The 13,025-nt window shown below is 52.2% G+C and carries 10 protein-coding genes; 3 read left to right on the top strand and 7 right to left on the bottom strand.

Annotated features, from left to right (window positions below):
- Positions 1-9: 9 nt before the first annotated feature.
- The 7 genes from N7387_RS09010 to N7387_RS08980 are packed head-to-tail and all read right to left on the bottom strand — an operon-like array spanning position 10 to position 9,044.
- Positions 10-1,743 carry a hydrogenase large subunit gene (locus N7387_RS09010; RefSeq protein WP_108656143.1) on the bottom strand — a complete coding sequence of 578 codons (1,734 nt, stop codon included), beginning with the start codon at positions 1,741-1,743 and terminating at the stop codon, positions 10-12.
- 2 nt (positions 1,744-1,745) lie between these two features.
- Positions 1,746-3,326, bottom strand: a complete 1,581-nt coding sequence (locus tag N7387_RS09005) for a hydrogenase 4 subunit F (protein ID WP_024474458.1) — start codon at positions 3,324-3,326, stop codon at positions 1,746-1,748.
- Between the two features lie 4 nt (positions 3,327-3,330).
- Entirely contained in the window at positions 3,331-3,981 is a 651-nt protein-coding gene (hyfE, locus tag N7387_RS09000; protein WP_279798302.1) for a hydrogenase 4 membrane subunit, read from the bottom strand.
- A gap of 12 nt (positions 3,982-3,993) precedes the next feature.
- Positions 3,994-5,436 (bottom strand): hydrogenase 4 subunit D, encoded by a 1,443-nt coding sequence (locus tag N7387_RS08995; RefSeq protein ID WP_279798299.1) that lies wholly within the window; start codon positions 5,434-5,436, stop codon positions 3,994-3,996.
- A gap of 13 nt (positions 5,437-5,449) precedes the next feature.
- Entirely contained in the window at positions 5,450-6,400 is a 951-nt protein-coding gene (locus N7387_RS08990) for a respiratory chain complex I subunit 1 family protein (protein ID WP_276582655.1), read from the bottom strand.
- An 11-nt stretch (positions 6,401-6,411) separates the two neighbouring features.
- Positions 6,412-8,427: a hydrogenase 4 subunit B gene (gene hyfB / locus N7387_RS08985; protein WP_279798293.1), complete on the bottom strand. Its 2,016-nt coding sequence runs from the start codon at positions 8,425-8,427 to the stop codon at positions 6,412-6,414.
- The gene (locus N7387_RS08980; RefSeq protein ID WP_279798291.1) at positions 8,424-9,044 is read right to left on the bottom strand and encodes a 4Fe-4S dicluster domain-containing protein; all 621 of its coding nucleotides are present in this window, start codon (positions 9,042-9,044) and stop codon (positions 8,424-8,426) included. Before N7387_RS08980 ends, hyfB begins: the two co-directional genes overlap by 4 nt.
- 256 nt (positions 9,045-9,300) lie before the next feature.
- Here N7387_RS08980 and eptB point away from each other — a divergent pair, with 256 nt between their 5' ends.
- The 3 genes from eptB to N7387_RS08965 all read left to right on the top strand — a co-directional run bounded on the left by eptB (position 9,301) and on the right by N7387_RS08965 (position 12,794).
- On the top strand, positions 9,301-10,974 hold the full coding sequence (gene eptB / locus N7387_RS08975) for a kdo(2)-lipid A phosphoethanolamine 7''-transferase (protein WP_279798289.1): 1,674 nt from the start codon (positions 9,301-9,303) through the stop codon (positions 10,972-10,974).
- A 477-nt stretch (positions 10,975-11,451) separates the two neighbouring features.
- Positions 11,452-12,156 (top strand): hypothetical protein, encoded by a 705-nt coding sequence (locus tag N7387_RS08970; protein ID WP_279798287.1) that lies wholly within the window; start codon positions 11,452-11,454, stop codon positions 12,154-12,156.
- Positions 12,153-12,794, top strand: a complete 642-nt coding sequence (locus N7387_RS08965; protein WP_279798285.1) for a hypothetical protein — start codon at positions 12,153-12,155, stop codon at positions 12,792-12,794. Before N7387_RS08970 ends, N7387_RS08965 begins: the two co-directional genes overlap by 4 nt.
- Positions 12,795-13,025 lie beyond the last annotated feature (231 nt).

Below are 13,025 nucleotides of genomic sequence, written 5' to 3'. Positions count from 1 at the left end.
CCCTCCGGCTTATTTCAGCGGTGAATGTTTGCGATCGATGCTGTACTGCTCGATCTCTTTGTACGCCACGGTTTTCGCTTTGCGTTTTTTCACATCCACCAGCGTCACGCGGTCAGTACAGGAGTAGCAAGGGTCAAGGCTGCCGATAATCAGCGGCGCATCGGACACGGTATTGCCCTGCAGCATGTAGCGCAGCACCGGCCAGTTAGCGTAAGTAGCCGCACGGCAGCGCCAGCGGAACAGTTTCTGGTTATCCCCCAGCATGCTCCAGTGGATATCTTCCCCGCGCGGTGCTTCGGTGTAACCCAGGGCAAATTTGTGCGGCTGATAGGTAAAGCCTTCAGTCAGAATCGGCCCTTCCGGCATGTTATCCAGCGCGTATTCGATCATGGCGAGTGAATCGAGGGTTTCTTTCACACGCACCATGACACGGGAGTAAACATCACAGCCATCCATGGTAAACAGGGTTTTCGGCAGGTTGCCGTAATCAGCAAACGGATGATCAAAACGCACATCACGCTTAAAGCCGCTGGCGCGGATCATCGGGCCGACCGGGCTGTAATCACGGGCCACTTTCGGGTCCAGACGACCGACGCCGACCGTGCGTTGTTCCATATTCGGCGTGCTCAGCAGCATATCCACCAGCTGAGTGACATCCGCACGCATCTCGCGGACCAGCTGAATGGTTTTCACCCGCTGCTCTTTGAGAAAGTCACGGCGCACACCGCCGATCAGGTTGGTTCCGTACGTTTTACGGGCACCGGTCAGCAATTCAGCCATGGTCATGGATTTTTCACGCACACGGAAGAATTGCATAAAGCCGGTATCAAAGCCGGTGAAGTGGCTGGCAAGACCGATGTTCAGCAGGTGACTATGCAGACGCTCCACTTCCAGCAGCACGCTGCGGATAGTGTGCGCACGCTGCGGCACATAAATCCCCAGCGCATTTTCCACCGATGTGGTGTACGCCACGCTGTGGGTAAAGCCGCAGATGCCGCACACACGGTCAGACAGGAAAGTGACTTCGTTATACCCCATACGGGTTTCCGCCAGTTTTTCCATACCACGGTGGACGTAGAACATCCGGTAGTCTGCATCGACAATCCGCTCCCCGTCAACAAACAGACGGAAGTGCCCCGGTTCATCCGACGTGATGTGCAGCGGGCCGATTGGCACAACGCGCGCATCTTTTTTGCTGTCGTTGATAAACTCGTAAGTCTCGGTATCGGTGGTCGGTGCCGGGCGCTGACGGTAATCCATAGTATCTTTGCGCAGCGGATAGAGATCATCCGGCCAGTCATCCGGCAGCACCAGGCGGCGCTCATCCGGCAGACCCACCGGGCGCAGCCCGTACATATCACGGATCTCACGTTCGCCCCACACCGCCGCAGGCACGCGCGGTGTGACAGACGGGAATTCCTGGGTGATTGGGCTGACATACGCCTTCACAGTCACCCAGCATTTTTCACCCTCTTCCATAGAGAGTGCATAGTAAACCGCGAACTGCCCGTTCAGCGGACGCTCATCGTTACCCCACAGCACCGGCAGCCAGCCGCCGCAGCCGTAGTACAGAAACTCCACCACTTCCGGCAGCATTTCTGTTTTGATGGTGATGGTCAGCTGGTTGGCAGTCTGCCACTCCTCTTCCAGCACCGCATGGGGAAATTTCTCGCGGACCTGTGCCAGATAGCCCGCGCCTTTACGAACGCCCTGAAGGGTATCTGTGTAATTCTGATAGCTCACGTTTATTTCTCCTGCGATGATGTGGATGTTGTATCAACACCCCACGGCCAGCGGTAGTCCGGGGTGGTTAATTCTGTACCTGGTAATGCACTGTCCGTCAGGACAATAGTGGCGGCATTTTCGAGCAGACGGCTGACCGGCTGCGGAATGTGGGTGCCCATCACCAGCATCAGTACAATGAGGATGGCCATCGGCAATGTCGTCAGGATCCCTGCCTCGCCGCGTGACACGCAGTCAGGCTGTGCGCCGAACAGGGTTTTCGATACCATTCTAACCAACCCGCCGAGGACGATAGTGAGCAGGATCAAAAGCAGCAGCGTCAGCCAGAAATGATCCGCCGCCAGACCCGCAACCACCGTCATAAACTCACTGAGGAACACGTTGAACGGCGGCATACCGCCGAGTGCCAGCGCGCCGCCCGCAAAGACAACCGCCGTAAACGGCATGGTGCGCAGCATCCCTTTGACCACCGTGATATCACGGGTGCCGTACTTCAGTAACACGTTACCGGAACCGCAGAACAGCAGGGTTTTGCCCAGGCTGTGGTTCAGTGTGTGCAGCAGTGCAGCCAGCACACCCAGCGGACCGCCGATACCCAGCGCCACGGCAATCAGCCCCATGTTTTCCACACTGGAGTACGCCAGCAGACGTTTCATATCACGCTGAATAAGGATGAAGAACGCCGCCACCGCCACAGAGAGCAGCCCGAAGACCAGCAGCAGTGTCTGAGTGAATTCCCCGCCGATAGCGGAGGTGATAATGATGTAGTAACGGATGATGATCAGCAGTGCGCAGTTCAGCAGAACCGCAGACAACAGCGCGGAGACCGGGCTCGGCGCTTCACTGTGCGCATCCGGCAGCCAGGCGTGCATCGGGAACAAACCGGTTTTGGTCCCGAAACCAATCAGCACAAACACAAAGGCCAGGTGCATCAGGGTCGGATCCAGCAGCGCGGTATGTTTCAGCACTTCAGTCCAGAAGATAGCCAGTTCCGGATCCGGCATCACACTCGCCGCATTCGCATACACGAGGATGGTGCCGAACAGACCAAACGCCACCCCCACACTACAGATGATGATGTATTTCCACGCCGCTTCCAGAGAAGAGCGCTGTCCGTAGATACCCACCAGGAATGCGGAGCTGAGTGTGGTGGCTTCTACTGCCGCCCACATCAGGATCAGGTTGTTACTGGTGATCACCAGCAGCATGGTGAACAGGAACAGATGGAAGAAACCGTAATAGTTACAGAGTGTTGCCACACTCACTTCACCGTCATTCACTTCGTGGTTCATGTAACCGATGGAATACAGACCGGTCAGGAAACCGACAATCCCGAGGATCGCCAGGAATAACCCGGCCAGGCTGTCCAGGTGGATCCAGCGGTTCGCCATCAGCAGGTCACCTTCCGCACTGATGGTGTACACCATCCACAGTGAGAAGACGAGCATCAGGGAGATACCGATGGTATGCACCAGGGTGACCACACCTTTCGCCCCGCCGCCCGCCAGGCGGCAGGCAAATGCCAGCAGTGAAATCACCAGCGGCGTTGCCATTAATAACGTTAACAACATGGTTTGACTCATCTCATCACCCCTTCAGCGCGGTCAGTTGATCCACGTTCAGTGTGTTGAGCGTGCGATAGATTTTACGTGCCAGCACCGCCATGATAATCACAGCGAAAATGGCGTCCGTCGCGATACCGATTTCCACCAGCTCCGGCGCTTTATACGCCAGCAGAGCCAGTGTCAGGTGCGATCCGTTTTCCATCAGGCAGTAACCGAATGCCTGTTTCAGGATGTTGCGCTGTGTCACGATGCAGAGTAAGCCCAGCATAAAGTGACCCAGAGAAACTGCCAGCGCCGGTTTCAGATCCGCCACCATCGGCAGTTTCACCGGTTCGACCACAAACCAGCACAGCACCACAATCACCGCCGCAGCCAGCATCAGCCAGGCCGGACTTATCACGCCGCCGTTGGCGGTCGGATCAGACAGTTTGCGGAAGGCGTAGCCCATAATCAGCGGCACCAGCACCACTTTGGTCGCGAAGGCGGTGATCGCCCACATGCCCAGCTGCGGTGCATCCAGTGTCTGTGACAGCGTGGCGAAAATCGCCATCAGCACCAGCGACTGAAGTGCATAGAACCAGCAGGAAGCCACCGGGCGCTTTGCCCCGATGACCAGCAGCGAGGTGATCATCATCAGCCCCGCGAGATTGTTCACAATAATGGAACCAGTCATACTTTCTCTCCCTTAACCGAGCCAGATGACGGCGATAACACTTGAACAGAACGACATCACAATCAGCAGGCCGATAACCCACTGCATTGCTGCCGGAACCGGGGTTCCGTTTGCCACGTCTTCGCTCGGCTCGCCCGGCACAACTTTGCCGAACCAGTAGAGCAGCCAGGCAAAGCTGGCAACGGATTCGATCAGCACCAGCACCATGATTGGCGCGAAGATCCAGAACTGTTCAGATAACGCGAAACCGGCCGCGAAAATCGGGAATTTACTGAAGAAGCCGTTAAGCGGCGGCACACCGGCAATCGCCAGCGCAGCTACACAGAAACCGACACCCAGCAGCGGATAGCGTTTTGACAGACCACGCAGACGCGGCAGCATACGGGTTCCGCAGCTGTAGCTGAGCGCACCGGCCACCAGGAAGAACAGACTCTTGGCAAACGCGTGGTTAAAGATGTACGCGATACCGCCGTCAAAGGCTTCTTTGGATCCGAAGATGGACAGCGATAACGCGAGGAAGATATACGCCAGCTGGGTGATGGTTGACCAGGCCAGCAGACGTTTCATATCTTTCTGCGGCAGATACATCATAAAACCATACACCAGCGTGATAACGGCCATCACCACGCCGACCCAGCCGATAATTTCCGGCACATGGTCAGACGACATGATGCTGCGGGCAAAGATGTAAACCCCCACTTTCACCATAGACGCGGCGTGCAGATACGCACTCACCGGTGTCGGCGCTTCCATTGCGTCCGGCAGCCAGGCCTGTAACGGCAGCTGGGCTGATTTACCCCATGCCGCAAACAGGATCCCGCCGAAGACGATCAGGCTTTGTGCCTCATTCAGCTGGTTAATCGCGCTCAGGGCAAACGTACCGGTACTGATAAACAGGGTTGCCGCCGCAATAAACAGACCGAGGGAACCGACGTGTGTGATCAGCAGCGCTTTCATTGCGGAACGCTGGGCTTTTTCTGTCTGGTAATAACCAATCAGCGCCCATGAACAGCCACCGGTGATTTCAAAGAACAGTAACTGCCCCAGAATGGTGGATGACAGCACCACGCCCGCCATTGCGCCGATAAAAATCAGCAGGAAGGCATAATAACGGCGGGTCGGTCCGTGGGCGTGCTCGCGGTTACCTTCCGTCAGGTAGCCGGTGGAGTACAGACAAATCAGGAAACCGAGGAATACCACCGCAAACGCAATCAGAGTGCTGACACCGTCAACGGTAAAGCCGAACAGGGCGATATTTCCGGCCTGAACCAGTTCCAGTGTGGTGGCAGTCTTACCGCCGTCGAGATACAGCCAGCCCAGTGCCGCCGTACCGAGAGAGGCCAGCAGCGCGACTAAGGTACTCAGCCACGGGGCCATGCGCGTCGGCAGGACACTGACCAGCAACGCCCCGGCAAACGGAATCAGCAGGGTCGCCAGTGCAATATTTTCTAACATGCTTTATCGCTCCTTACAGACCGGTGAGATAGAACACGAATCCGAGCGCAGCCACGCCGAATCCTAACCAGGTCACATGATGCGTCAGCAGAAAACGACCACGGGCCAGACTGTTTTCGACCAGCGATGCCAGAACGAAAATCACCAGCAGTTTTACCAGCATCAGTCCCAGCGCCAGCAGCAGACTGCCTGCGGTCAGAACGGATGCACTGCCGAACGGGAAGAAAATTGAGAGAAACAGCACAGCCACAACCACCTGTTTCAGGCCGATCCCCCATTTCACCAGCGCCAGACCGGAACCGGAGTACTCGGTCAGCGGCCCTTCCTGCAGTTCCTGCTCGGCTTCCGCGACGTCGAACGGGATTTTGCCCATTTCGATAAAGGTCGCGAACCCACAGGCCAGCATAGCCAGCAAGGTGGCGGTCGGTGATACCCAGCCCTGACTCATCACAGCACTGATGCTGCCGATATTGGTCGAACCGGCAATCAGCGCAACCACCAGCAGGCCGAGGAACAGAATCGGCTCCACCAGCACGCCGAGGGTCAGCTCACGGCTGGCACCGATACCGGCGAACGGGCTGCCGGTATCCAGACCGGACAGGGAGAAGAAAAAGCGGAACAGCGCGAAAATATATAAGATGATGATGAGGTCGCCTGCCCCGCTGAACAGTGACGTTGTGGTGACAACCGGCAGCGCCATCGCCAGCAGTAGCATGCTGCCGAGCAGCACATACGGCATCACCCGGAAAATAAACCCGGAATCACGCGGTGCCACAGACTGGCGTTTCAGTAATTTGATGATGTCACGGTAATCCTGCATAATGCCCGGCCCCTGACGGGAGTGCATTTTTGCGCGGATCTGACGGGAGATGCCGGTAAACAGCGGCGTCAGCAGCAGCAGGAAAATCGCCTGAACTACTGCGAAGAGCCCCGTCATCAATGTAGGTGTATCCTGAATCGACATGGTTTCTCTCCTTACGCCGCAATCACAACAAGCAGAACAACCAGCGCGGCCACGACATACAGACAGTAAAGTCTGAAATCCCCGCCCTGAAGGCACTGAATGCGTTTGGCGAAACGGTTAATCCCGCGCACCAGCGGATAAATAATGCGTTCATCCCAGAATGGCTCGACTTTTCCGGCCCCGGCTTTGGTCACGTCTAAGGCGTGAGCCAGGCGGGCTGACGGATCAAGCTGTTTGCGCATGCGGTACAGCGGCGCAAACATTGAGCGCAGCGGCTGGGTAAAGCCCCCGGCAGACACCGACATATCCCGCTCCCATGCATAACCACACGCCCAGGCGTCGCCTTTGCGGCGGAAGCCCATCTGTTTACCTTTGAAGACCAGATAGATGATGAACGGGATCAGCGGCAGCGCCAGCAGTAACAGGAATGTCATGGCCGGAGAAATCATGGCCTGAGCAGCGGAATCCGGTACCAGCATCGCGCCCTGTGCCACTGTCACATCCGTGCCGGAGGTCAGGGTCATCGCCACTTTCGCCAGCACCGGTGCAATCACACTCGCACCAACACCCAGCAGCACACACACCACCGCCAAAATCAGCATTGCGGCAGTCATTGTCCACGGTACTTCGCGGGCATGGGTGGCGGCTTCACTGCGCGCACCGCCGCAGAAGCTGACTCCGTATACTTTCACGAAACACATCGCCGCCAGTGCACCGGTAATTGCCAGCATCACAATGGCGATCGGACCACTGATTTTCATGATGAATGTGCCGTCATGGCTCATTGAAAACAGTGACTGATAGGTGTACCACTCACTGACAAAGCCGTTGAGCGGCGGTAATGCAGAAATCGCCATACAACCGATTAAGAACGCGGTTGCGGTCAGCGGCATCAGTTTGGCGAGGCCGCCCATTTTTTCCATATCACGGGTATGAATACGGTAAATCACCGCACCGGCACCGAGGAACAACAGACCTTTAAACACCGCGTGGTTGAGCAGGTGATAAATCGCGCCGAGCAGACCAATCGTCGCCAGCACCGGCATATCATTCGCCATACCGACCATTGCCACACCGACGCCCATCAGGATAATCCCGATGTTTTCCACGGTGTGCCACGCCAGCAGACGTTTGATATCATGCTCCGCCAGCGCATACATAACACCGAGAACAGAAGAGACCGCGCCGAAGCCCAGTACCACGATACCCCACCAGCCCTGGGTTGCCCCCAGCAGGTCGATACCGACTTTAATGATCCCGAAGATACCGATTTTCACCATCACACCGGACATCAGTGCGGAGGCGTGAGACGGTGCCGCCGGGTGAGCCTGCGGCAGCCAGCTGTGCAGCGGTAACATACCCGCTTTGGCACCGAAGCCGAAGAAGCCCAGCAGGAAGACCACAGAGGCCATTGCCGGAGACAGTGAAAGCTGACGGAAGGAATCGAAATCCAGACTGCCGCTTTCGCGCCACATCAGGAAGAAGGCGATCATGATCAGCACGGAACCGGCGTGGGCAATAAAGAAGTAGAGCAGACCGGCGCGGATGGATTTGTCATCCTGATCCGCAATCACCAGGAACCAGGAGGCCAGCGACATCATTTCAAACAGAATGATGAACCAGAAGGCGTTATCCATCACCACCAGGGCAACCATGGAGGCGATAAACAGGTTCAGGAAGAAACCCATGCTCCACGCGCCGCGTCCCAGATATTCCTGCACATAGTTCAGGGAATAGAGGGCGCTGACGGTCACCAGCAGCGAAATCACCATCACCATAAAGGCAGCGAGACTGTCGAGGCGGACGACAAAATGGGCGAACGGGAAAGGTCCCTGAGCGAAAAACGTCAGTGTTTCGCCGCTCATCAGCACCGGAACGGCACTGAATAAACCGAGGATCCCGCCGGCAATCGCCGTGAGCCCGGCAACATACACCGCCATTTTTTCCTGCTGTTTAAACAGCAGCGAAATAAAACCGCCGGCGGTATACAGGGCAACGGACCATAAGAGTAATTCAAGAGATGTCATTTGCGGCTCTCCTGTCCTGAGACGAAAATGTCGAACTCCGGCGGCATCGCATCGACAGATGCGGTACGGCGTTTCGCACTTTCGTTTTCCAGCTGATTCTCTTCAACGAGATGGAGGGCATCGGTCGGGCACACTTTCACACACGCCGGGCCTTCTTCACTGAAATCACACAAATCGCATTTCACCGCGATATTACGGATACCGGCATTCCATGCCAGGAACGGGTTCATGGTCGGCAGACTGTCCGGCACATCCAGCAGCATCTCCTGCGGCACATACTGTTCAAAGAAGTCCGGCATATCGACAGGTTTACTGCCTGACGGGGTAATAGCCCCGAACGGACAGACCAGACCGCACAATTTACAGCCGATACACAGGCTTTCATTCAGCACGATCATGCCCTTTTCGTGTGTAATGGCATTCACCGGACACACACGGGCACACGGAGCATCATCACACTGACGACAAAGCATCGGCGCGGTCAGTTCCCCGATTTTCACCACATTCAATCTCGGATGTGTTTGTAATCCCTGCTGTTTATGCGTCTCAGAACAGGCCGCCATACAGGTATTACATCCGATACAAAGATGCGGGTCGGCAATAACAAAGCGATTCATTCGCCCCACCCTCCAGAAAAATCAGACGAGTCATATAGTTTGATACCCTTGTTAAGCATTTTTCATGCCATATGTAAAAAAGTCTGTTTATCAGTATATTGTCGTGATTTTCAGGCGGGGATAACTGTCGGTTCGACACTAATGACGACAAAAATGTCATGCGGTCTGCTGCCATCAGTTATGATGCAAATGATTAATGAATAAATATTGAACCAAGTAACTAATCGTTTCTCTAACTCTCTTTAGCGATGAAGTGATGTACCCGATGCCTATACGTCCGTTATTAAACACACTACGAAATGAATATGTTGTTTCTGCTGTTCTTGCCCTGTTTCTGGGCTTTTTTCTCAACTACACCGTCTATTTTTCCCGCGCTCAGAATCAGTTATTACTGAGCGGTGACTATGGTTCCCTTTATCTGATTGCTGAAATTTTTGTCAATGTTCTGTTCAGCTTCTTCTTATTCCGGCTGATTGCCCAAACCGGGCTGCTGAGTTTTAAAATTCTCACCAGCTTTATTATCCTGGTCAGTATCGCCGTCAGTTATTACGTGATGTTTTATGACGTGATTATCGGTTACGGAATTTTAGTCTCCACGCTGGCAACGGACAGTGTTGAACTGTCACAGGAAGCGGTCGGCGGGCATTTTTATCTCTGGTTTTCACTGCTTTCCGTTCCGGCTTTATTTCTGATCTGGTCGGCAAAAAAAACACGCATACAAACAGCATCACGCCGCCGGGCACTCGCTCTGTTTACGTTTGTTGTTATTCCGGTTGTGATTTTCGGTTATTTAAAACTGGCGGATGCCAATCAGAAAAAAATTGAAATGAACGGCACTATTGATGTGTCGAGTTATGGCGGAGAGCTGAGTTACTCTTATTTACCAACCAACTGGATTGTGCCGCTGGTACAGTATGCGGTAGTCAAATATGACGACACCTTTAATGAAATCGATTTATTCGATCCGGCCGATGAATTTACTTACACCCCGGCACCGCAGAATGACGATTTATATGTGGTTTTTGTGATAGGCGAAACCGCCCGCTGGGATCATATGCAGTTACTCGGCTATGAACGTGAAACAACGCCATTATTATCCGCCGATAAAAACGTTATCGCCTTTAAAGGCCGCTCCTGTGATACCTCCACCAAATTATCACTGCGTTGTATGTTTGTGCGTGAAGGCGGCGTAAAAGATAACGAACAGCGGACAGTCACCGAAAATAATGTTTTCTCGGTAATGAAACAGAACGGGTTTTATTCCGAACTATTTTCCATGCAAAGTGAAGTCTGGTTCTATAACCGGCTCGACCTGGATAACTATCTGATCCGTGAAATGATCACCGCTCAGAACAGAACGCCGGGCAAAGCTATCCGTGATGAATTACTGATGGACGAAGTTGATGATATGCTCGCCCGTAAAAAGCAGGGGCAGAACCTGATTATTTTACATACCAAAGGCTCACATCATCTTTATTCCAAACGCTATCCGCCTGAATTCCGCAAATATATGCCGGAATGTACAGATACGGGCACCAAATGCAGTGTGCAGGAAGAAATTAACGCCTACGATAATTCGATCTTATATACCGATCATTTGCTGCATGAACTGACAGAAAAATTAAAAGACAAAAATGCGATTGTCTTTTATACCTCCGACCACGGGGAATCCCTGGGCGAAAATAACGGGATGCAGCTGCACGGCACACCACGGCATATTGCCCCGCCGGAGCAGTTCCGTGTACCGTTTATTGTCTGGATGTCGGATACCTACATCAATAATAACCCGTCCCTGTTTGATAACCTGAAAGAAAACAGCCGGACACGGACATTTTTCCATCATGAGTTATTTGACAGTATTCTCGGCTGTTCCGGCGTGACATCACCGGATGGCGGAATTAATAATAAAAATAATCTCTGCTATCGGTGATACCGCAAATTATTCAGTGATACCACTGTGGATATGACTGACCGATAAAAAATACAGTAAGATCTCTGAGCCGCCCCTCAATAATTGCACAACAAATTATTAAGGGGCTTTTTATATTCCACCACCGATATCATTATATACACACATGAGAGTACAGCCTTGACCGGACTTCACATATAGCGATCCTCCCGGGGTACTAACAAACAATAAGCTATTAATTTATAGATATTGCAGCTCTAAAATTATTATATACCTATGAACACTTAAAATAATAATATGTCGTTATTACATAAGACCATAAATATCACCAGAGAAAACGGATATTAATCAGCCAATATTTGGTGTGAAAAAACAGATAACGTTTAATAAAACACATTTTTCACTGCATAAAAGGTAGATAACGTGACAATCATTACCGAATGTCTTTCAGAAAAAATCAGTCCTGAGGAAATAATTTCTTTAATTAAAAATTTGGATATGACGGCAGAGGTTAAAAGCATCAGCAATACAGTGTATGACCGGATAAAACGTACCGATACAACCTTACATCAGGCCGCGATTCTTGATGTTGTCAACCTGCACACGAATACACTGACTCTGCACTATACGGATTTCGGTAATATCAGTATCAAAATACTGCATACTGCGAAATCTGCAGAGTTATACTCAGTACCCGGGCACAGTATTTTGTTTGCCATAAACAATCAGTCTTTTACCGTTCAGTTATACCGCATTACCGAAGAACAGCTAACGATAAAAGAACGTGTGACCATCAGTGAGAACAATCCCCTTGTTATTGATGGCCGGCACACTTTATTCGACTATATTCCGTCGGATAGTGGTAATCCGGCGTTTATCGGCAGTATCAATTTGCCGGATCTCACTGCCGACATTTGTGTTTTTAACCGTGATTCGTTACACAAAATTGCCTGGTTCCCCCATGATGATAGTGCCGCCCGCTATCTCGTCAGCCTTGAATTACTTGAATCAATTCAGGATCCCGGGGCCTGTAAGGTGGCTGAAGAACTGATTTATCATTATCACCCCGCAGTCGCCTGGCGGGCGTTTCAGGTAATTTATCAGAAAGATCCGCTGGCTGCGCCGAATTATGTACCGCTGCTGCGCCAGCTGAAAAATAGCCATATGGATGATTTGCTGGATCAATACAGTGAGGTCATATGAAACTCTGCACATTCATTGAACGCATGGACAGTTATGACTTACAACAAGACAAAACACGCATTATTGATGATTTAAAACAGCTGGCAACCAACCGTACATTACTGAGTGAGCATCTTTACCGCTCCCTCCGGAAAGATGGATTCAGCACTCATAACAGCCTTTATAGTCCTTACGGGTTCATATTGCATCACGGTGACTTATTTACGGTACGGCTGGGATTTTGGTCTCCGGTTATCTCGCCGGATGAAAGAGGGACTTTTATCTATGATGTGAATCACACTCATGACTTTGAAATCTATGCAGTGGGTTACAGCGGAGACGGCTATACAACAATCATGCGATCAATACTTGATCACATACCGCTGAAAGCAGGTGTAAAACCTTCTTTAGGTGAGGAGCGGACCTTAAAGCTGGCACCGGGGAATGTTTTACACATGATGCCGCTGCATGAGATACACAGGCAACTTCCGCCTGAAACGTTGTCTGCTTCATTAAGTTTGATGATTCATCCTCAACAGACAACAAGCACCGAAGAGGCCTGGTGCTTTGACGAAAATTATATACCGACTTACCCCGGCTTTGTCACGCAGGAATCGACACTCTTCGACTATTCGATGTGTTTACTCAATCAGGGGTAGCCACAAACTATCTTATCAATCGGAAAAGGAATTTTGTATGAGTAAACCAATAATCAACTGGACCGAAACACCATTGCTCCGTGCAGGAACCAACATAATTAATACGTCAGTCAGGACCACCCGAAAAAGGTGTTCTTCGAATAATTTGCGTTTCAACGTGGGCAATATTTGCGCAATAAAGGCAATCAGGAACTCGTCAAAATAAGCCCGGGAGCGATACCCTGTAGTGAA

This window comes from Morganella sp. GD04133 (assembly GCF_029835375.1).
GTDB lineage: Bacteria > Pseudomonadota > Gammaproteobacteria > Enterobacterales > Enterobacteriaceae > Morganella > Morganella morganii_B.
The sequence above is the reverse complement of the archived record's forward strand: the minus strand, read 5'-3'. Positions and strand labels throughout refer to the sequence as shown.